This is a genomic window from Anaerovorax odorimutans (genome assembly GCF_024459955.1).
Taxonomy (GTDB): domain Bacteria; phylum Bacillota; class Clostridia; order Peptostreptococcales; family Anaerovoracaceae; genus Hominibacterium; species Hominibacterium odorimutans_A.
The window spans coordinates 33,219-55,176 of sequence record NZ_JANFXK010000018.1 but is presented as its reverse complement, the minus strand read 5'-3'; the positions used below and the strand labels follow the sequence as shown (position 1 = coordinate 55,176).

13 protein-coding genes are annotated in these 21,958 nt (G+C 47.8%); 12 read left to right on the top strand and 1 reads right to left on the bottom strand.

Annotated elements, in window-relative coordinates; all coding sequences use genetic code 11:
• Nucleotides 1–13: 13 nt before the first annotated feature.
• The 4 genes from NE619_RS14435 to NE619_RS14420 all read left to right on the top strand — a co-directional run bounded on the left by NE619_RS14435 (nucleotide 14) and on the right by NE619_RS14420 (nucleotide 7,349).
• Nucleotides 14–601 carry a hypothetical protein gene (locus tag NE619_RS14435; protein ID WP_256133154.1) on the top strand — a complete coding sequence of 196 codons (588 nt, stop codon included), beginning with the start codon at nucleotides 14–16 and terminating at the stop codon, nucleotides 599–601.
• Entirely contained in the window at nucleotides 598–2,238 is a 1,641-nt protein-coding gene (locus NE619_RS14430) for a GH3 family domain-containing protein (protein WP_256133153.1), read from the top strand. The genes NE619_RS14435 and NE619_RS14430 overlap by 4 nt, the downstream gene beginning before the upstream one ends.
• The gene (locus NE619_RS14425) at nucleotides 2,231–4,798 is read left to right on the top strand and encodes an HD domain-containing phosphohydrolase (protein WP_256133152.1); all 2,568 of its coding nucleotides are present in this window, start codon (nucleotides 2,231–2,233) and stop codon (nucleotides 4,796–4,798) included. Before NE619_RS14430 ends, NE619_RS14425 begins: the two co-directional genes overlap by 8 nt.
• Before the next feature lie 79 nt (nucleotides 4,799–4,877).
• Nucleotides 4,878–7,349: a DsrE/DsrF/DrsH-like family protein gene (locus NE619_RS14420; RefSeq protein ID WP_256133150.1), complete on the top strand. Its 2,472-nt coding sequence runs from the start codon at nucleotides 4,878–4,880 to the stop codon at nucleotides 7,347–7,349.
• 523 nt (nucleotides 7,350–7,872) lie between these two features.
• Here NE619_RS14420 and NE619_RS14415 read toward each other — a convergent pair.
• Nucleotides 7,873–8,544 carry a Crp/Fnr family transcriptional regulator gene (locus NE619_RS14415; RefSeq protein ID WP_256133149.1) on the bottom strand — a complete coding sequence of 224 codons (672 nt, stop codon included), beginning with the start codon at nucleotides 8,542–8,544 and terminating at the stop codon, nucleotides 7,873–7,875.
• A 2,076-nt stretch (nucleotides 8,545–10,620) separates the two neighbouring features.
• Here NE619_RS14415 and NE619_RS14410 point away from each other — a divergent pair.
• From NE619_RS14410 to NE619_RS14375, 8 genes are all read left to right on the top strand, one after another.
• Nucleotides 10,621–11,763 carry an acyl-CoA dehydrogenase gene (locus NE619_RS14410; protein ID WP_256133148.1) on the top strand — a complete coding sequence of 381 codons (1,143 nt, stop codon included), beginning with the start codon at nucleotides 10,621–10,623 and terminating at the stop codon, nucleotides 11,761–11,763.
• A 20-nt stretch (nucleotides 11,764–11,783) separates the two neighbouring features.
• On the top strand, nucleotides 11,784–12,581 hold the full coding sequence (gene etfB, locus NE619_RS14405; RefSeq protein ID WP_256133147.1) for an electron transfer flavoprotein subunit beta: 798 nt from the start codon (nucleotides 11,784–11,786) through the stop codon (nucleotides 12,579–12,581).
• Between the two features lie 19 nt (nucleotides 12,582–12,600).
• A complete protein-coding gene (locus tag NE619_RS14400) occupies nucleotides 12,601–13,881 on the top strand; it encodes an electron transfer flavoprotein subunit alpha (RefSeq protein WP_256133146.1) in 1,281 nt (426 codons plus the stop codon).
• Between the two features lie 138 nt (nucleotides 13,882–14,019).
• The gene (locus NE619_RS14395; protein WP_256133145.1) at nucleotides 14,020–15,942 is read left to right on the top strand and encodes a leucine-rich repeat protein; all 1,923 of its coding nucleotides are present in this window, start codon (nucleotides 14,020–14,022) and stop codon (nucleotides 15,940–15,942) included.
• Nucleotides 15,943–15,960: 18 nt separating this feature from the next.
• Nucleotides 15,961–17,418 carry a 4Fe-4S dicluster domain-containing protein gene (locus NE619_RS14390; RefSeq protein WP_256133144.1) on the top strand — a complete coding sequence of 486 codons (1,458 nt, stop codon included), beginning with the start codon at nucleotides 15,961–15,963 and terminating at the stop codon, nucleotides 17,416–17,418.
• A gap of 373 nt (nucleotides 17,419–17,791) precedes the next feature.
• Nucleotides 17,792–18,712 (top strand): agmatinase, encoded by a 921-nt coding sequence (speB, locus tag NE619_RS14385; protein WP_256133143.1) that lies wholly within the window; start codon nucleotides 17,792–17,794, stop codon nucleotides 18,710–18,712.
• An 82-nt stretch (nucleotides 18,713–18,794) separates the two neighbouring features.
• Complete coding sequence (locus NE619_RS14380) at nucleotides 18,795–20,168, top strand: sigma-54 interaction domain-containing protein (RefSeq protein ID WP_256133142.1); 1,374 nt, start codon at nucleotides 18,795–18,797, stop codon at nucleotides 20,166–20,168.
• A gap of 259 nt (nucleotides 20,169–20,427) precedes the next feature.
• Nucleotides 20,428–21,948 (top strand): BCCT family transporter, encoded by a 1,521-nt coding sequence (locus NE619_RS14375; protein ID WP_256133141.1) that lies wholly within the window; start codon nucleotides 20,428–20,430, stop codon nucleotides 21,946–21,948.
• Nucleotides 21,949–21,958: the final 10 nt, after the last annotated feature.

Here is a 21,958-nt window from a genome sequence, read left to right as displayed (position 1 = left end):
GATGTGAGAGGCTATGAGAGGTGCATGTATAATAACGGGGCTCTGTGCTTTCGTATTGTTTGTGATTTATGATGTAAATTCTGTAAGGTTAAGATTAAGACTGTTAAAGCCGGCCTTTTTCCTGGGATTTTTCCTGCTGGTTATCGCCACGGTGATGATGTTCGCAGTAGGCTGGAATGGAGAGGAAAGCGGCAGAGTCAGGCAGGTGGTGCTTCTGGCTCTGTCGGGCGTATTTTTGGCATTGCTGATTTATACGCTTTTCTTCGCCCTTCCCTTTGAAGACACCTATATTCGGGAGGAAGGCCGGCCCAGGGTCTATTCAGAAGGGATGTACGCACTGTGCAGGCATCCCGGTGTACTTTGGTTTATCGGTATGTACGCCTGCTTTGCGCTGGCCATGCCGACAGCTCCAATGGTCTGGGGCGGAACTATTTTTGGTGTATGTAATGTACTGTATGTAATTATGCAGGACATGTGGACGTTTCCGAACTACTTTCGTGATTATAACAGATATAAACAAGAAGTCCCGTTTCTGATCCCTACAGTTAAAAGCGGGAAGCGCTGTATCAGGACAATCGCAGCGGGAAAGAAGCATGTATGAAATTTGAGGAAAAACTTAAGAAGAAACGTTCAGAGGATATCTGGAATGAATATTGCGGATTCCTGGATCTGAACATCAGTGAATACATGAGGATACAAAAGCGCCTCATGGAAGAACAGCTTTTTCTCTGGGAAAAATCAGAGCTGGGGAAAAAGCTTTTGCAGGGAAGGCGTATTCACTCTATTGATGAACTGCGGGAAAAGTTTCCGCTGACAACCTATGAAGATTATGCCGATGTACTTCTGCAGAAAAAGGGCGGGATGCTGCCCGACGATCCGATTATATGGATACAGACCACCTGGGAGGGAGGAAAACATCCTATTAAGGTGGCGCCCTATACCCAGAGCATGCTCAATACCTATAAGAACAATGTGTTGGCATGTATGATTTTATCCACAAGTACGGAAAAGAAAAAATTTGATGTAAAAGCGACAGATACGTTTCTCTATGGGCTGGCGCCGCTTCCCTATGCCACGGGACTTTTCCCCAGGGCGCTCCACGACGAGATCAGCATCGAATTCCTGCCGCCGGTTGAAGAGGCGGAAGGCATGTCCTTTTCCGAAAGGAATAAAAGGGGTTTTAAGCTGGCGATGTCAAAGGGCATCGACTATTTTTTCGGACTGGGCAGCGTCGCTTATTTTGTAAGCCAGACACTTTCCAAGATGGGCGGAGGCGGTTCCGGAAAAAAGGGCTCTTCGATTGTTACGCTGTCTCCCAAGTTCCTTCTCCGGTATTTGAAAGCAAAGCGTACCTGCAAAAAAGAAGGCAGAGACCTGATACCCAGGGACCTGTTCGACCTGAAAGGTTTTATGGTGGCCGGCACGGACAACCACTGCTATAAAGATGAGCTGGAGGAACTGTGGGGTGTGAGGCCGATGGAACTCTTCGCAGGAACGGAGCCGTCCTGTATTGGTACGGAAACCTGGACAAGGGAAGGTATGTACTTTTTCCCGGACACCTGTTTTTATGAATTCATTCCCGAGGCGGAGATGAATAAAAATCTGGAGGATAAAACCTATCAGCCCAAAACTTATCTTATGGACGAGGTGCAGCCGGGTGAAAAATATGAGATTGTGATTTCCGTCCTCAAAGGCGGAGCTTTTATGCGCTACCGGGTTGGGGACGTGTACCGCTGTATGGGACTGGAAAACAGCGAAGATCAGACAAAGATCCCCAGGTTCAAGTACATTGACCGGGTGTCCAATGTCATTGATATCGCAGGATTCACAAGAATTACGGAAAGCGCTGTACAGACCGTGGTCGATCTGTCGGGCCTGGATATTGAGGACTGGTTCGCAGCCAAAGAATACAACGAAAATAAGAAGCCTTTCATGCACGTCTATGTGGAACTGGCGCCGGATTCACTGGCCAGTCAGGCGGTGGGCAAAGAGATTCTGAAAGAGCATCTGACCGTGTATTTCAAATATGTGGATCACGATTATAAAGATCTGAAAATGATTCTGGGAATGGACCCGCTGCAGATCACCATACTGAAATGCGGGACTTTTGCCGAATACGAGAGAAGGCATCAAAAGAAACTGAGAAAGGTCAACCCCTCCGTGTACGAGATAAAAGACCTTTTAGAACTTCAGAAGTCCATATATGCCGTGCGAAAGGAGGGGACGCGAATTGAATAATTTTGTGTTCATTCCGATCATCGCTCTCTGCTGCTATCTGCTCCTGCTCTTCGCTTTTATCGCAGCCAAACGCACAAAGCTGAATGATGCTTTTATCATGGTGCTGTTTTTGGGGGTGCTGTGGGTAGGCGGTTCGTTCTGCATGCGTATGGAGTTTTGGCCCAGTGAGAAGCTGTGGTACGATATTTCTATTTTCGGCCTTTTGATGATGCCCTTCGCGTTCTTCTGCTTTATGGAGGAATTCGTCGGAGCGAAAAAGTCGAGACTCCGGCTCCTTTGGCTGGTGCTTTCGCTGGCAATCAATATCATTAATATTTTGACCGGGTTCTTTCTGAAGGCTCCGGAACCGGTGGCGCAGCCCAATGGAGGCGTGGGCTTCGTTTATCATATCACATGGAGCGTTGCGGTTCTGTTCCTGGTCTGCGGCGCGGTACTGATTCATATGTTCATCATTATGCTGCGGGGCTACAAGACCGATGAAATCCGTAAAAGGCAGCTTACTCCGATCCTGCTTGGAATTATCAGCGTTTTTTTCGGGCAGGTATGTCTGTGCTTTCCTGTGTTCGAAGGATTTCCCATTGACATACTGTCAGCGCTTTTGATGATCTTCTGCATGTTTTATGCCATGTACAGGAGGCGGCTGTTTAAGCTGACGCTGCTGGTTTCAAAGGGAAGCTGCTATGTGGTTGTGGCGGTGATCGTAATTTTGCTGTTTTCCAATGTGATTGCACCGCTGGAGCGCTTTATACGGACAGCTCTGGGTCAATATGAAGACCGGTATGTGCTCGCTACGGCAATCCTCTTTACCCTTGTCACCTTCCTTTTGTATTACGCCATGAAGCGATTTGTGGATACGGTTTTTATAAAAGAGGAAATCGCCAGGTCAGAGACCTTAAAGGAGTTCAGCCGGGAGATATCCTGCAGTCTGGAAGTCCATCAGGTTTTGGAAAAAGTGACCCGCACGGTCGAGCAGATGCTGGATGCGGATAAGGTTTACATATTTATAGAAAACAGCAGGGAAAACACTTATGATATCGCTCACAGCGCCAGCCCCCTGGACAATAAGACCATGTCGCTGGACAAGAGCAATCCGGTCATCGGCTATCTGAACCAGCATAATGAATGTCTGCTTATGGAGGAGTTTCAATGTCTGACCGCCTATAAGGCGATGTGGGAAGAAGAGAAAAAACAGATCCGCAATCTGGATATCAAAATTTTTGCCCCGCTGAAGGACGGAGATACACTGATCGGCCTGATCGGAGTATCCAAAAGGGACACGTACGGCAGATTTACATATGACGATATCAGTTTTCTCACATCGGTCAGCTCTATTGGAGCCATTGCCGTAAAGAATGCCAGACTTTATGAAAAAGCGTATCAGGAGGCCAGAACTGACGACCTCACAGGTCTTTTAAACCGCAAATATTTTTATGAGGTTTTGGAAGATGAATTTGAAAAAAATAAAGATCGGTCATTGGCTCTTATCATACTGAATCTGGACGACTTCAAGCTGTACAATCAGCTGTACGGAGACAGGGAAGGCGATCTGGCCCTGCAGCGCGTGGCAAGGACCATTACGGCCAGCGTGGGCAATAACGGCTATACCGCCCGATACAGCGGGAAAGAGTTCGCGATCATCCTGCCGGGGTATGACATGCTGTCCGCCAGCAATCTGGCGGAAAATATCCGCAGGCAGATCATGGATATGAATAAAACCGCGGCGGATTATGCGCTGAAAGTTCTTACGGTGAGCGGCGGAATCAGCTCTTATCCATATGCCGCCGGCAGTGTAAAGGAATTGGTTGAAGGCGCCGATATGGCGGTTTATCAGGTTAAACGCAGAGGAAAGAACGCAATCATGCTTTCCCATGAAAGCAACATAAACGCCAAATCAGAAAACAATGTGGACAGCAGCGAATACAAGCAGGATATTTACTCCGAATACGCTCCCACGATCTATGCCCTTACTGCCGCCATTGATACCAAGGACCATTATACCTTCAGCCATTCAAAGAACGTGGCCTACTATGCGTCCTGTCTGGCGGAGGCCTACGATATGGGGGATGATTTCGTTGAATTGATCCGGGAAGCAGGTCTGCTCCATGACATTGGAAAGATCGGCATTCGGGAGGATATTCTCAACAAGCCCGGCAAGCTGACGGATGAAGAATACGAAATCATAAAAGGCCATGTGGAAAGTTCGGTGGGCATCATTCGCCATCTGCCGTCTCTGGACTATGTGATTCCGGCCGTTATCGGCCATCACGAACGCTATGACGGGCAGGGCTATCCGCGCAAAATTTCAGGGGAAGACATACCGCTTTCCGCCAGAATTCTCTGCATTGCCGATGCCTTCGACGCAATGGTTTCCATGCGCTCCTACAAAGAACCCTATACGGTTGAATACGCACTGGAGGAGCTGCAGCGGCAGAGAGGCAAACAATTCGATCCCAAGCTGACAGATCTGTTTATCCGTATGGTGAAGGCTGGAGACATCGTTCCGCGCCTGGACCGGGATTTGGCGGAAGAAAAGCGAAAGCATAAAAAGAAAAAGGACTGATTTGTGTGACTCAGTCACAGAAGGCAGATACGAAACACGATATAATGACCTCACAAAGAAAGATTGTGAGGTTTTTATTATGGGCAATAAGACAGTTATTATAGGGGGAGTCGCCGGAGGGGCCACTGCGGCGGCCAGACTGAGAAGACGGGACGAGGACATGGAAATCCTTATCCTTGAACGGGGAGAATATATTTCCTATGCCAATTGCGGCCTTCCATATTATATTGGGGATGCTATCAAGGAAAGAGATGCCTTGCTGCTGCAGACGCCGCAGGCAATGAAGGATAAATTCAATGTGGATGTCAGGGTGCTCAACGAGGCGGTCAGGATCATGCCGGAGAAGAAGACCGTGAAGGTCAGGGAGCTGACAAGCGGGCGGATCTATGAAGAAGCCTATGACACCCTTGTCCTTGCGACAGGATCATCGCCGATCAAGCCTCCGATTCCGGGAATAGACGGAGCGGGTATTCATACCCTTTGGACCGTTCCCGATACGGATGCGATTAAAAGCCTGATCCATGAAGGAAACCCAAAACGGGCAGCAGTTATCGGCGGCGGCTTCATTGGCCTGGAAATGGCGGAAAATCTCAGGGCGCAGAACATCCAGGTGAGTCTGATTGAAATGCAGGATCAGGTTATGGCGCCGCTGGACCCGGAAATGGCACAGCTGCTTCATGAGAATATGGTTATGAACCAGGTGGACTTGATTCTGGGCGACGGGGTCCGTTCTTTCGAAGAAACCCAAAACGGTACGATCATACATTTGTCCAGCGGGCGAAGCGTCACAGCAGATCTGATCATCCTTTCCATAGGTGTGAAACCCAACAGCGGGCTGGCAAAGGAAGCGGGCCTTCGGCTCAATGAAAAAGGCGGAATACAGGTGAACAGCGAGCTGCGCACTTCTGATCCGGATATCTATGCTGTAGGTGATGTGATTGAGGTTGAGAACTTTACCCTGAAAACGAAGACCATGATTCCACTGGCCGGTCCGGCTAACAAGCAGGCGCGGATCTGCGCCGATAATATTGCAGGCGATCATAAAGCTTACGATGGAACACAGGGAACTTCCGCCGCTCAGGTCTTCGATCTGACGGCAGCCTGCACAGGAGTCAATGAAAAGACGCTGCGTGCAATGGGAAAGGAAAAGGGCCAGGATTACCATTCCGTTATCATCAACCAGAAATCCCACGCAGGCTACTACCCGGGAGCCACGCCGCTGATTTTGAAGCTGATATTCGGTAATCAGGGAGAGCTTTTCGGCGCTCAGGCAGTGGGGCAGGATGGAGCCGATAAGAGGATCGACGTACTTGCCGCCGCAATGCGTCTCGGCGCTTCCGTCTCTGATCTGGAAAAACTGGAGCTGGCGTATGCGCCGCCGTACTCTTCGGCAAAGGATCCGGTAAATATGCTGGGCTTTGTAGCGCAGAACGTGCTGGACGGACTGGTTTCCTTCATTGGGCCGGCAGAACTGGATGCGCTTTTGGAAAAGCCGCAGCAGGATGATTTTATCGTGCTGGATGTGACGGAAGACATGGAACGACTGGTTTTCCAAATCCCGGGTTCGTACCATATTCCGCTGGGGCAGCTGCGGGACCGTCTGGACGAACTGGATAAGACAAAACGGATTATCGTTTACTGCGCCGTAGGCGTCCGTTCCTACAACGCAGCGAGGATATTGATGGGAAACGGATTTTCAGACGTACAGGTACTGGAAGGCGGGACAGCGTTTTATAAATCCATGCATTACGATCAGGGGGAGAGAAAGGAGCAGGAAGAGATGAGCCATCAGGAAGAACCGAAGGAACAGGAACTGAAAATTATCGACTGCTGCGGACTCCAGTGTCCGGGACCGATCATGAAAGTCAATGAAGCTATTCGCAGCATGGAGGAAGGCCAGACTCTGCGGGTATCGGCTACAGATCTGGGATTTGCCAGAGATATCGACGCCTGGTGCGGCAGGACCGGCAATACGCTGGTGAAAACGGAAAAACAGGGAAAAGAGAATCTGGTGTATATCAGAAAGGGCGCCGGTGAGGGAACCGGGCAATGCTGCGCTCAATCATCGGGCGGTGAACTTCCCCAGGGAAAGACCATGGTCGTGTTCAGCGGGGACCTGGATAAAGCGCTGGCTTCCTTCATCATTGCCAATGGCGCCGCGGCTATGGGACGCCCGGTAACCATGTTCTTTACCTTCTGGGGACTCAACATACTGAGAAGGCGTGAGAAGCAGCCAGTGAAAAAGTCGTTTATAGAAAAGATGTTCGGAGCCATGATGCCGCGGGGTACGGGAAAGTTAAAGCTGTCCAAAATGAATATGGGCGGCATGGGCACCAAGATGATGAAAAGCGTCATGAGGGATAAAAATGTGGACTCTCTGGAAACGCTGATGAAACAGGCGCTGGACAACGGGGTGAAGCTGGTGGCCTGCACCATGTCCATGGATGTGATGGGGATCAAGGAAGAAGAACTGATCGACGGCGTGGAACTGGCAGGGGTAGCCAGCTACCTGGGCGATGCGGAGAATTCCAATGTGAATCTCTTTATATAAAGAAAAGGTTTTGCTGCGGAGTTTGCCGCAGCAAAACCTTTTCTTCTTTGGAAAATAATGACTTGATTGGGGCGCAGCTGCCTTTGCATCTTGCGGTAACTTTTCGAAAAAATCATAGAAAGTTACCGCAAAGTTGTGGGTTTGCGGGCGTTTGAAATCGTGAAAAGTGAAGCCATTTTTTAACAATGCCCCTATTTGTTCAACAACGAATTAATTTCGCCCTGGTTGTTGAGGTCTTTCCAAGGCTTGCGGCCTCTGCTCCGATTGAAAGTCGTATTTTGATCGGGATTTTGTGCTCTCAGGCTCTTGCATCATTGAAAAAAGGTCAACAAAAACCTGGTTTTTCGCTGCGTGTTGATAAAAATAGTAATTTGTCTTTTGGGGGCCAATGGTTGCGGCGTTTTTCGGGAAAACCAAAATTTGGTCGCCTGCTCGATAGCCCGTTTTTCATCTTTTTGGGGATCCTTTCAGGAACCAGCCATTCAATCGGCCCGCTTTCGGATGTTCAAAGATGGAAGTTCTTTTACAATAGTGCCATCAGCTTCTTACGATCCAGCAGCTTTACCGTGCCACGGGACAGCTCCACCCAGCCCTCCTGAGAAAAGTATTTCAGCATTCGTGTAACCACCTCACGGGCACTGCCCATCATACGGGCGATCTCTTCGTGGGTCATTTTCAGCGTATCGGAGCCGCGCGCAGCAGTTTCGTCCAGCAGAAAAGTCGCCAGCCGCCGGTCGAAGCTCATAAACAGAATCTGCTGCATGGCCCACATCACATCGGAAAAGCGCTCTGTAGCAAGCTTGTAGGTGAAAGCCTCCGCATGGATATTTTCTTTCATTACCTGAGAAAAAGCAGCAGAGCTGATCTGAATCATGTCGCAGTCGGTCAATGCGTCGATACATACGTCAAAGGTGATAGCCTGCAGCACGCAGGCAGCTGAAAGGACACAGACATCTCCAGAAGAAATACGGTAAAGTGTCACTTCTTTTCCATCTTCTGAAAGCATGTAGACTCGAAGGGTGCCGCTTTTCACCAGCAGGATTCCAATGCACTCGAAATCGGCGGTATGAACCGCTGTGTTTTTGTCATAATGAACGGATACTGCGCTTTGTACCAGCAGATCCTTTTCCGCTGAAGACAGATGCTCCCAAAAGGGCAGGCGTTCTGCCAATATTGTGATATTTGACCCTTCCATAACAAATCCTCCCATATAGTCTTATCCGCCAATTTACATCTTGCGGCAACGCCGCACAAATTGGGCAGAAGAATCGTATAACTTATGAGCCACGTCGCAGCGGGTTATGATCTTGCCGACGAATCGGCCTTTTCGAATTTTCTCTGCGACCAAGGTGTTTCTTTGGGGAGAATGGTTGCGGGATTTGCTGGTAAAATTGGGATTTGGTCGCAAACCCAAAACCATTCTCTGATCTCTGTTGTATCCGGGCTGTGTCCGGCTAAGTGGAAACGTCTATCCGATTTCGCATTGTAACGTACTAAATTATTTCAGGATCTTTCATCCAAAAAAATAAGTAAAAGCGGATCTTTTTTCAACCTTTCCTGCCCTTGCGGGTCAATTTTAAGTTGAAATTTCACAAGAATAAATCCGCAACACCCGTAAACCCACAGATTTTGTCCGCTCTGGTCCAATTTCAAAGCAAAAAGCGCCAAGCCATCTTCTTGCCAGGCAGCCCGCAAATTATACGATACTGCCCAATTTGTACGGCCTTGCCATAAGGTGCAGAATCGTGAAAGCTGCTCGACTTGGCTCACATCTTATAACTTACGAGCCGCGTCGAGTAAGTTTCCCGCATATTCAACCTGCAAGCCACATCGCAGCCAGTTTTAAGCAATGCACATATTTGTTCAACAACAGATTCATTTCGATTTGGTTGTTGATGTATTTTCAAGGTTTGCGGCCTCTGCTCCTGTTCAAAGCAGCACTATGGGTCAAATTTTTGTGCCCAGATGCTCTGTGTCCTTGAAAAAAGATCAACGCAAACTTGGTTTTTCGCCACGTGTTGATAAAAATAGCAATTTGCCTTTTGGACAGTATTTCGTATGAGTCGGTGCTGGCAGCATAGCTCGCCGTATTTACCATAAGGCAGAAAATGTTGAGCGTGATTTGCCACCCCAATATCAATGGGGACATGAAAGCAGTATAATTTTCAATTTTTCCAGAATCCATTAAACGGCTGATCGGAAAACCATATTATATCTGACCGGAATTTGCCCCGCTCTGGGTGAGTGGTACCAGCGTTGCGGCAAGGTTGGCTATAGGTAAAACCAACCCGGCATGGCCCGCTTGTCAGTAAGCTCAGCTCCGGCGTATATTCATATCATTTCTATTATATCACAGTACTATGCAAGCGGGTCTAAAAGAATACGATTCTGCCCAAGTTGTACGGCATTGCCATAAGGTACAGAATCGTGAAAGCTGCTCGACCTGGCTTGTAAGTTATGATCTTGCTGGCGAATCGGCTTTTTTCAAATTTGTTCTGCGACTAAGGCATTTCTTTGGGGACAATGGTTGCGGGATTTGCTGGTAAAATTGGGATTTGGTCGCAAACCCAAAACCATTCTCTGCTCTCTGTTGCATCCGGACTGCGTTCGGCTAAAAAGAAAGGTCTGTCCGATTTCGTATTATAATGTACTAAAGTGTTTCCGGATCTTTTATCCAAAAAATGCGTAAAAGCGGATCTTTTTTCAACGTTTCCTGCCCTTACTGATCAATCTTAAGTGAAAATTTCACAAAAACAAATCCGTAACACCCGCAAACCCACAGGTTTTGTCCGCTTCAGTTCAATTTCAAAGCAAAAAGCGCCAGACAGGCCATCTTCTTACCAGATGGTTCGGAAGTTATACGATTCTGCACCTTGCGGAGAAGCCGGCTCAACTGGTGAATATCGTATAAGTAAAAGAATGGGCGGGGTTAATAAAAAATGAGAGGAGTTTACACCAAAGTTGTGTTAAAAATGCAACAAACTAATTTGTATTCTGCATACACGGCGTGGAATAAACTGGTTTCTCAATTTTGATATCCCGCAACCTCAGAAAACGCAAGAAAAAACCAATAATTCTCACGAAGAATCCGAATATTTCGAAATCGAGAAATATTTTTAGGAAAGCGAAAAAACCACTTGCAATAATGCCTCCGATATGGTCTAATAGGGATGTATGGTCGTTACTTTTGTAACGAAGTTGACTATTAAAACGCGGACAATTTTAATAGACAAAATACGTACCGTTATTAATAACTTAAGGAGGCATTTACATGAACTTTCAACTCACGAAGGAACAAGAATTCGTAAGAAAAATGGTAAGAGAGTTTGCTGAGGCTGAAGTTGAACCTTTGGCAGCGGACATCGACCAGGAACACAGATTTCCAGTTGAAACTGTAGAGAAAATGGCAAAATACGGCCTGTTGGGCGTACCGTTTCCTACAGAGTACGAAGGAGCTGGTGGAGACCACATCTCTTATGCGATCACAGTAGAAGAATTATCAAGAGTTTGCGCGTCAACTGGCGTTATCTGCTCCGCGCACACATCCCTGTGCTGCTGGCCGATCTTCAACTGGGGAAATGAAGAACAGAAGAAAAAATATCTTCCTGACTTACTTTCCGGCAGAAAATTAGGAGCTTTCGGTCTGACTGAGCCAGGTGCTGGTACAGACGCTGCGGGACAGCAGACAAGAGCGGTCCTGGAAGGTGACAACTGGGTTCTGAACGGATCTAAAGTATTTATTACAAACGGCGGATACGCTGACACATTTGTAGTAATGGCTATGACTGATAAGTCAAAGGGCACAAGAGGAATTTCCGCGTTTATCGTAGAAAAGGGAGACGAAGGATTCTCCATCGGTAAGACAGAAGACAAGATGGGTATCTGCGCATCCTCCACAACAGAGCTGATTTTCCAGAACTGCGTAATTCCAAAGGACAGACTTCTGGGAGAAATCGGACAGGGCTTCAAAGTAGCTATGTCAACTCTGGACGGCGGACGTATCGGTATCGCTTCACAGGCACTGGGTATCGCACAGGGCGCATTTGACGTTACTGTTGAATATATGAAGGCCAGAAAACAGTTCGGAAAGAAACTTTCACAGATGCAGGCACTGCAGTTCGAGATTGCTGACATGGCAACAAGAATCGAAGCTGCTAGACTTCTGATCTATCAAGCTGCTGACATGAAGGATAAGCATCTTGCTTATGGACCTAAATCCGCAATGGCGAAACTGTTTGCCGCAGAGACTGCAATGCACGTAACAACTAAGTGCGTACAGCTGCACGGCGGTTACGGTTACACGAAGGATTATCCGGTTGAAAGAATGATGAGAGACGCTAAGATCACAGAGATCTATGAAGGTACTTCAGAAGTTCAGAAGATCGTAATCTCTTCAAATATTTTAGGTAAATAAGAAAGAGGGAGGATTTGAAAATGGCATTTAAAATAATCGTATGCGCAAAACAGGTTCCTGATACAAACGAAATCAGAATCAACCCTGAAACGGGTACTCTGATGAGAGACGGTGTTCCAAGTATCTTAAACCACGACGACGCAAACGCTTTAGAAGAAGCATTAAAGATAAAAGATAAGTTTGATGACGTACATATCACAGTAGTAACAATGGGACCTCCGCAGGCACAGGATCTTCTGATCGAATGTCTGGCTATGGGAGCTGACGAAGGTATCCTGGTAAGTGACAGAGCCGTAGGCGGTTCCGACACATGGGCTACTTCCAACGCTATCGCAGCAGCAGTAAGAAAGCTGGGCGACTACGACCTGATCTTCGCAGGACGTCAGGCTATCGACGGAGACACCGCTCAGGTTGGTCCGCAGCTGGCTGAAAAACTGGGTCTGCCGCAGGTTACTTATGTACAGAAATTCGAAATCGCTGACAACATGAAGGACATCAGAGTTGAAAGAGCTCTGGAAGACGGATACGAAGTAATCGACATCCAGACACCTTGCATGCTGACAGCTATCAAAGAACTGAACACTCCTAGATACATGTACATGAAGGGTATCTTCGATAAGGAAAAGGATATCAAGGTTTGGAACGCTAAGGACATCGAAGTTGACCTGAACACAGTAGGTCTGGACGCTTCCCCGACGAACGTATTCCGTTCCTTCACACCGAAACCAAAGGGAAAAGGTGTAGTCGTTGAAGGAGATACTGAAAAAGATATTGCCAAGAACCTGCTGATCGGTCTCAAAGGCAAACATGTAATCTAAAAAGGAGGAGGAAATAATAATGGCTATTCAAGTTATAAAAGATAAATGTAAAGGCTGTAAATTATGTCTGAAAGCTTGCCCGTTCGATGCGATCGAAATGGACGGCAAACTGGCTGTAATCAACGAAAAATGTACAGCTTGTAACCAGTGTATCGATGCCTGCCCGTTCAAGGCTATCGAAAAGACTGGCGATGACGAGGCTGTAGACCTTTCCGCATACAAGAACGTTTGGGTATTCGCAGAACAGAGAAACGGCAAACTGATGAACGTTGCTCTGGAACTGATCGGCGAAGGCTACAGACTGGCGAAGGAAATCAGCGCTGATACTAAGATCTGCGCAGTTCTCATCGGAGACAACATCGGACACCTGGCTGACGAATGCTACGCTTACGGCGCAGAGGAAGTTATCCTGATCGAGGATCCGCTTCTGAAGAACTACACGACAGACGCTTACACAAAGGTACTGGTTGACGCTTGCCACGAATACAAACCGGAACTGGTTATCTACGGTGCTACTCACATCGGAAGAGACCTGGCTCCAAGAGTAGCTGCAAGAATGAACACTGGTCTGACAGCTGACTGTACCAGACTGGACATCAAAGTTTCCAGCTACATCGAATACGCTGACAAGAACACTACATTAGACACTTCCACTCTGGATCCTAAGGACCCAAGCACTGGAATCAAGCAGACTCGTCCGGCATTCGGCGGTAACCTGATGGCTACCATCATCTGCCCGAAGACAAGACCGCAGATGTCTACAGTAAGACCTGGCGTAATGCAGAAGAGAGACAAGGTTGAAGGCGCAAAAGGCGAACTGACTGTTTACAAACCTCAGATTGCTGAAAGCGACATTCACGTTAAGATTGTTGATATCGTTAAGTCCGCTAAGGAACTGGTTTCCCTGACAGACGCTGAAATCATCTGCTCCGGCGGAAGAGGACTGGGCGATCCTTCCGGATTCGAACTGATCAAGAAGTTCGCTGATAAGGTTGGCGGAGTTGTTGGTTCTTCCAGAGCAGCAGTTGACGCTGGCTGGATCGATCACTCTCACCAGGTTGGTCAGACCGGTACTACAGTAAAACCGAAAATCTACTTCGCATGCGGTATCTCCGGTGCTATCCAGCATCTGGCAGGTATGCAGACTTCCGACATCATTGTTGCTATCAACAAGGATCCGGATGCTCCGATCTTCGAAGTTGCTGACTTCGGTATCGTAGGCGACCTGTACAAGGTAATCCCGCAGATCATCGAAGAGTGGGATAACGCTGAAGAACTGTATGACGCTTCCACAAAATAAGCTTACATAAATTTTATTAAGCATATAAAAAAGAGATGTGAGAGATCACATCTCTTTTTGTTGTCTTTCAGGCCGCAGCCATGATACAATAATAGATACAAGGATAAGGTATGTATTGATGTGTATTGAGGTGACAAAATGAAACGATTAAATGTGAGTTTTGTGGGAATTTTTGTTTTTTCGATTTTCATGTTCTTTGCCTTGGGAGCCATCCCCTCTAGCGCCGCCGACAGAACACCGGTGCCGGTTGAAGGAGGCAATCTCTATTTCGATAAGGGCAGCGGCGCGATTGTCGATTGCGATGAAGGGGTGACGAAAGCAGTAGTCCCATCAACTGTTGAGGGAGTTTCTGTAACCTCCATTGGAGACAGGGCATTCAATAAATGCAGCGGGTTGGAAAAAGTCGTATTCCAGGGCGACATAACATCAATAAAATCTCACGCTTTTGCCGGATGTGCCAGTTTAAGCGAGATTAATTGGCCGAGGACACTTAATACAATAGGAGATAACGCTTTCTGGGGCTGTGCGATGGAGGAGATAAGTCTGCCGGAAAGCGTTGACGATATCGGGTGGGCGGCCTTTTATGAATGTAGAAGATTGAAAAAAGCAGTCCTGCCCAGCGGCTTAAAAAATATTCCCGGAATGTGTTTCTCTGGCTGCGATCTGCTGACAGAAGTCATGATTGGCGAAGAACTTCAAACTGTCGGCGAAACGGCATTCCAGCATTGCAAATCATTAAAAACGATTGTTTTGCCCGATTCAGTGAAAACACTCAGCGATAAGGCTTTTTCCGGATGCAGTGGCCTGGAAAAAGTTGTGCTGCCGGAGCGAATGGAACGATGGGGTGAAATGGTCTTTCAGGGATGCGAAACGTTAACCGGAATGGATATACCAAAGGGAATTGAAGCGATTGGTAAAAATGCCTTTTATGAGTGCAGGAACCTTACTGAAGTAACGGTACCGGAAGGCGTCAAGTCCATTGACTATAATGCCTTTATGTTTTGTTATAAGCTGCAAAAGATAACCCTTCCTCAGTCTGTCAAAACTATTGACCAAGATGCTTTCGGAGGTATGGATTATCGCAAGTTTACCGTCTTTGGCTATAGGGAAACTCCTGCGGAAATGATTACATGGAAGTTTGTAAATCTGGGGCCTGCCTGGACGGTCAATCGTCCGACCGGGTATCAGGACCGGAATGGGACGGTTGTCCTGAAATGGGATAAACGGTCAGATGCCAAAGGGTATGTCATCTATCGGAAAGAAAGAAGCGGAGCCTATGAGAAGATCGGCGAAACAGTCCAGGCGAGCTACAATGACCTGGGGATTTCGTTGGGTACGGTCTACGACTACAAAATCAGGCCCTACCGGGAAAAGGAAAAGCGATATATTGAAGGAGATGACAGCAAAACGGTAACAGTCGTGGTTAAAGACTTTACCGGCAATCAAATTCCCCAATGGGAATATACGTCGACAGAGACCGAAAGCAGCGACTATGCGCCGAAACAGATTCAAATCAGGACCCGAGGCGCCCGGGAAGTTAAGCTGACGTGGACATCGGATGTGGCGCAAAACCATTTTTATGTATATCGCTCCGGCAGCCCCAATGGAAAATACACGTATGTGGGGCAATATCTCAACGGCTACAAAAAAGCCCAGCTGACCGATAAGAAGGTTAAGGCAGGCAAAACATATTATTATAGGATTAAGCCCGCGGTTGAATCAAAATGGAGCAAACCGGTTAAAGCAAAAGTAGTGCCCGGCCAGCCGAAGCTGAAGATAAAAGGACTTCGTGGGAAGAAAGCGAAACTTACCTGGAAGAAAGTAAGCGGTGCGGACGGTTACTATGTTTATCGGGCAGAAAAAAAGAACGGCAAATACAAAAAGATCAAGACGGTCAAAGCAAACAAGACCTCTTTTACAGACAAAAAATTGAAGAAGAAGCACTACTATTATAAAGTAAAGGCATATGATAAAATTGCCAAGAAGAATTATACGTCATCATACAGTAACATTGGCCATGTAAAACGGGCATCAAAAGGATATTACAAAACAGCAGAATAGATAAAAGGGTGAACAAGCATGAGAATTTTTGACACAAACGTACAGGAACTGAAATATAAAGTATTGATGGAAGTTGCCTATCAGACCTGGCTGGGGAACGATTCCTTCGCCGTATTCAATGAAATCGCGAATGAAATCGTGAAAAAGGACCAGCCGCCGATGCGCTGCTGCATTTACAAGGACCGGGCCGTAGTGGCGGAACGAATCCGCCTGGCTCTGGGAGGCAACAAGGACGATGAGAATGTGATACAGGTTATTGATATCGCCTGTGATGAGTGTCCGGAAGCCGGGCATACGGTAACGGATCTCTGCAGGGGCTGTATTGCCCATAGATGTGCCGATTCCTGCAAACTGGGAGCGATCACGTTTGACGAGGAGCAGATGGCGCATATTGATAAGAGCAAGTGCGTGGAGTGCGGCAAGTGCGCGAAAGTTTGCCCATACGGGGCAATCGCCAATTTTAAAAGACCCTGTGAACGGGCCTGCAAGCTGGATGCCATCAGCATGGCGGAAGGCGGCGAAGCCCAGATCGACCCGGAAAAGTGCGTTGCCTGCGGAGCCTGCGTCTATCAATGTCCTTTCGGCGCCACGGTAGACGTTTCCAGCATTGTGGATGTTATCAATACGATCATTCAGAGTGAAAACAACACCAAGTACAAGGTATACGCCATGGTAGCGCCCGCTATCGCCAGCCAGTTTTCCTATGCCAAGCTGGAGCAGGTGGTAACAGCAATTAAGGAACTGGGTTTCTACAGCGTCGAGGAAGCAGCCATGGGTGCCGATATGGTAGCCTACAATGAGGCGCAGGAATTGATCGAACGAGGATTTTTGACCAGCTCCTGCTGCCCGGCCTTTGTCAAATACATAAAGACTAGATTCCCGGAACTGAAAGACCATATTTCCCATAACCTGTCGCCAATGGCGCAGCTGGGGAAATTCATCAAGGAACACGATAAAAACGCTAAGATCGTATTTATAGGTCCATGCACGGCCAAAAAGGCTGAGATCAAGCAGGAACATGTGAAGGAATATATCGACTACGCCATGACCTTCGAAGAACTGCAGGCTGTCATTGACAGCAAAGACATCATCGTGGAAGAACTTCCGGAAACCACATTGGACGAAGCTTCCTATTACGGCAGGATCTTTGCCAGAAGCGGAGGTGTCACCGATGCGGTGGCCGAAGCGGTCAAAGAGCTGGGAAGGGAAGACTTCAAGTTCGACCCGATTGTCTGCGAAGGCATTGATAAGTGCAAGCCGGCCCTGATGAGGGCAAAGAGAGGCGTACTGCCCAACAACTTTATTGAGGGCATGATCTGCAACGGAGGATGCATCGGCGGGGCAGGATGCCTGACCCATGGAGAAGCCCATAAAAAAGAAGTGGACGAGTACGGAAGAAGCGCCTCACGGGATGAGATCAAAACCGCGATCGACGATTACAGCGAAGAATTTGTAAAGCTGAATAATTTGGACTGACAAATATAGATGAGGATTGGAAATGCGGCTTTCACCAACTGTTTCGACTCTGCTCGGCCTCGTACCTCCTTCCTATAAGTGAGGAAGGCAGCGCAGTGCCATTTACTGCCTATTCATAGACAAATAGACGGTTATTACTGAATAATGATAAAGCTACGTTTTTTCCCTCATTGCGTTGAATCAAACGGGGTAGTTATTTACAAATGAATAATTGCCCCGTTTTTGTTTTGGAAGGGATTGAAATTGACAGGCTTCCCATTGGCATGGGACTTGCAATAATATACTGCGACAAACCAGCCTTTTTAGGATGAGAAACTTGCAATCATCGCTATAGCAGGAATCCGTAAATTTGTGAAAGAGAGGGATTTTCAAGATGAAATACGAAGTACAGGAACATTTACATTATGCAGGCATCGCGACATGGAACCATTGTCCGGTAACACAGGATGTGCAGGACGCGGACATTGTTGTCATGGGAGTGCCGTTTGACAGCGGCGTGACCTTCAGACCGGGAGCGCGTTTCGCGCCGAGGGCAATAAGGGAGCAGAGCCTGATCGCATGCTGCTTTAAATATCCGTGGGACTACAAGCTGTGCGATGTGGCGAAGGTTGTGGATTACGGCGATGTTGGCTACTGGGTAGGCGCGAAGGCGACAGAATTCATGGTGGAAGATACCTATAAGCACGCTAAGAAGATCCTGGACGCAGGGTGCAGGCTGATGACCATTGGCGGCGATCATACGATTCCTTACGGACCGGTACGGGCTGCCAGCGAAAAATACGGCAAGCTGGCGCTGATTCACTTTGACTCCCATCAGGACAGCACCAGGAGTGAAGAAAAAGCAGACGGAACGAGAAACCTCTCCCATGCCAATTTCGCATATGATCTGCAGGAAGAAGGCTGCATCGACCCGGTTCACTCCGCGCAGGTATACATCCGCACGGAAATGACAGAATGCGGCTACAATGTGATCCATTCCATGGACGCCCTTGACATGAAGCCGGCGGAATTGGCGGCCAAGCTGAAAGATATCGTAGGGGATATGCCTGTTTATCTGACCTTCGACATTGACGCGCTGGACCCTTCCGCGGCCCCGGGAACCGGTACGCCGGTAATAGGCGGCCCGTCATCGGACCAGGTGCGAAAAGTTTTGCAGGGCCTGAAAGGAATCAATGTCGTAGCGGCCGATATGGTGGAGGTGCTGCCGGATAAGGACCCGAGCAATATCACCGCCATCGCGGGGGCGGCTATCACCCAGGATATCATGTACCTGATGTATGAGAGCATGAGATAGAATCTCTTTCTAAAAAGCTTCGGGCATGGTAGACTATACATATATATATTGGATCAAGAAACCTGAAACGGAGTTTACGGCTATGAAAGAAACGGATCTGGCAAATCATTTTAATGAGATATTGGATGCTATCCATGAAGACCTGATGATTACGGACGGCGAGGGGGTCGTATTGAAGGTCAGTCCTACTTTTCAGAAGATGTACAAGATCTCGGCGGATTACGCCATTGGAAAGACGGTATACCAGCTTGAAAAAGAAGGTTACTTCAAACCCTCCATTGTGGCGCGGGTCATTCAGTCGGGAGAAAAAGTGACGATGAAACAAACCACCAAAACCAAACGGAACCTGGTGGTAACCGCGACTCCGGTTTTTGCGGAGGATGGGAGCACAGAGTTTATTGTCAGCTTTTCCAGAGACATTACGGAGCTTTTGCAGCTGCAGAAGCAATATTCGAAACTGGAAAATGAGATCGAAAAATATACGGCGGAAATCAATCATTTGCGGAAGGACGTGGCGATTGCCGAGGGCGTCGTGGGACAGTCGCCGCAGATGGTTAAGATCCTGGAGACGATTAAGCGGGTGGCGGATTTTGATGCCAACATTCTTTTTTTAGGCCCCTCGGGGGTAGGAAAGACCATGCTGGCCAAAATCGTACATAAAAACAGCAATCGGAGGGAAGGGCCGTTCATTGAGATCAATTGCGCCGCTATTCCTGAAAACCTTTTGGAATCCGAGCTGTTCGGATATGAGAGAGGGTCCTTTACAGGAGCCAATGCCGGCGGCAAGGTAGGCCTGATCGAGCTGGCCAACGGCGGGACTCTGCTTTTGGATGAAATCTCCGAAATGCCTTTGAGCCTGCAGGCCAAGCTTTTAAAAACCATACAGGATAAGATCATAACCAGAGTGGGAGGAACCAAAGCCATCAAGGTGGACTTTCGCCTGATTACGGCCTCCAACCGCAATTTGGAAGAATTTGCGGAGCAGGGATTGTTCCGCAAGGACCTCTATTACCGCCTCAACGTTATCAATATCGACATTCCGCCTCTCGCGCAAAGGCGGGAAGATATCATTCCGCTGGCAGAGCATTTTCTTGCAAAGAGCAACGCCCATTACGGTCTCCGCAAATCCTTTCATCCCCAGGCCATGGAAGCGATGATGAACTACAGCTGGCCCGGCAATGTGCGGGAACTGGCCAATGTGGTGGAGCGGGTGTCCATGACCAGTGAAAAAGACGTGATCGAAAAGAAGGCCCTGCCGGACGAGGTCATCAGGGAAAAGAAAAAGGCCACTGCGCCTGTTCAGGATTTAGACAAAGCGGTAGAGGAATTCGAAGGAGAAATTATCCGCGAAGCTTACGATAAATACAGAACCACCGTAGGCGTGGGCAGCGCGCTTAATATAAGCCAGTCCACCGCATACCGAAAAATAGAGAAATATGTGAAAATAAAAAAGTAAATTTATCCAGATTTGAATACGATTATTCGAATATGAATACTTTATTCAAAAGTGAATAAAGTGTGAAAATTAAAACACTGGAAAGGCTGAAACCAGATGGAAAGGACCGGTTATTCACATTTGAATAGCCGGTTTTCTGATTTTTGCAAAAGAACGTTGAAATCCGTGGGTTCCTGGTTGGCACGGCTCTTGCGTTATACATAAGTGAATGGCATGCATGCAGTACAAGTTACCACTTATTTCTTAGGAGGATGTTTCTATGGAAAAGCCAAATAACGCAATTAAGCAAAAAGCTGTAATAGACAAGCCCATTTCCATTGTTTGCATTATACTAGTTGCTATTTTTGTATTCTTCATGTGTCTGAAACCGGATGCCACCATGAATGCGGTAGACACAGTATTCAGCGCCGTGACCGCGGTGATGGGCGTTCCGATTTTATGGTTTGTATTTATCGGATTATTTCTCTGCCTGTATCTTGCGCTGAGCAAGCACGGCAATGTAAAGCTGGGGGAAGGAGAGCCGGAGTTCTCCATGTTCAGCTATATCGCAATGATGATGTGCGCGGCCCTGGCTGCTACGGCCGTATATTATTCCTTCGTTGAATGGTCCTTTTACTATGCGGACCCGGCTTTCAGCATTGAGCCATATTCCCAGCAGGCCGCGGAGCTTTCACTGCCTTACGCGTTCTTCCACTGGGGTTTCAGCGTTCAGGTAATCTTCGTTCTCACCGCTGTTTCTCTGGCCTACGGATACCACGTTAAAAAAGTGCCGGTATTGAGAATCAGCGCAGTATGTGAAAGAATGATGGGAGATTTCAAATATAAGAAGCCGATCGGAAAACTGATCGACGCATTGACGATCCTCAGCATCGTAGGGGGCATGGGTGTGTCTTTGGGTGTTGGAGTACCGCTGATCAGCGCGGGAATCGGGAAGATCTTCGGCGTTGAAGTTACCTTCACTACCAATGTAATCGTACTGATTTTAGTTGCGGTAGTGTTCTCGATTACGTCTGTTGTGGGAATTGAAAAGGGCATGAAAAAGCTCAGTGACTGGACAATGTACGCTGCGATTTTCCTGATTGCCTTTATCTTCATCGCAGGACCGACCCAGTTTATTTACAAGAACTTTACCTACAGCGTAGGCAAGATGTTCAGCAATTACGTGAACATGAGCCTCTTTACCGATCCGATCGGAAATTCCGGATTCCCGGAACTGAACACCATATTCCTGTTCACGCTGGCGCTCAACTATGCGGCCTTGATGGGAATTTTCATTACCAAGATCTCCAAAGGCAGAACCATCAGAGAAATGATTCTCACCTGCCTGGGAGGTATCAGTGTAGGTACCTGGGTTATGTTCGGCATCAATGGAAGCTTCGGCATGAACGCCGAGCTTACCGGACAGTTCGCGCTGTCAAAGGCTGAGGACGTTCAGGCAGGATTGTTCGATCTGCTGGGGACTCTGCCGGGAGGAAGCATGATTATTCCAATCATCTTTACGCTGGTAACCCTGGGATTCCTGGCCACGTCCATGGACTCGGCTTCCTTTACTCTGGCCGCTTCCGCCACCAAAAAGCTGGACGCCAAGGGAAACCCCAATTCCAAGTTCAGACTGGTATGGTGCGTTGTTCTGGCGCTGGTTCCGCTTTCCATCATGTTTGCCGGAGCACCGTTCAATGCCATTAAGACCATTTGTATTGTGCTGTCTGTACCGTTCCTGTTCATCATTATCGGAATGCTGATCGGACTGTTCAGATGGTTTAAAGAGGATAATAATTAAATTCATAGTT

Coding starts and splice junctions, on each gene's coding strand:
- speB (WP_256133143.1), top strand. CDS start 17,792: ATGAAATACGAAGTACAGGAACATTTACATTATGCAGGCATCGCGACA.
- NE619_RS14390 (WP_256133144.1), top strand. CDS start 15,961: ATGAGAATTTTTGACACAAACGTACAGGAACTGAAATATAAAGTATTG.
- NE619_RS14430 (WP_256133153.1), top strand. CDS start 598: ATGAAATTTGAGGAAAAACTTAAGAAGAAACGTTCAGAGGATATCTGG.
- NE619_RS14410 (WP_256133148.1), top strand. CDS start 10,621: ATGAACTTTCAACTCACGAAGGAACAAGAATTCGTAAGAAAAATGGTA.
- NE619_RS14375 (WP_256133141.1), top strand. CDS start 20,428: ATGGAAAAGCCAAATAACGCAATTAAGCAAAAAGCTGTAATAGACAAG.
- NE619_RS14395 (WP_256133145.1), top strand. CDS start 14,020: ATGAAACGATTAAATGTGAGTTTTGTGGGAATTTTTGTTTTTTCGATT.
- NE619_RS14435 (WP_256133154.1), top strand. CDS start 14: ATGAGAGGTGCATGTATAATAACGGGGCTCTGTGCTTTCGTATTGTTT.
- NE619_RS14380 (WP_256133142.1), top strand. CDS start 18,795: ATGAAAGAAACGGATCTGGCAAATCATTTTAATGAGATATTGGATGCT.
- NE619_RS14400 (WP_256133146.1), top strand. CDS start 12,601: ATGGCTATTCAAGTTATAAAAGATAAATGTAAAGGCTGTAAATTATGT.
- NE619_RS14420 (WP_256133150.1), top strand. CDS start 4,878: ATGGGCAATAAGACAGTTATTATAGGGGGAGTCGCCGGAGGGGCCACT.
- etfB (WP_256133147.1), top strand. CDS start 11,784: ATGGCATTTAAAATAATCGTATGCGCAAAACAGGTTCCTGATACAAAC.
- NE619_RS14415 (WP_256133149.1), bottom strand. CDS start 8,544: ATGGAAGGGTCAAATATCACAATATTGGCAGAACGCCTGCCCTTTTGG.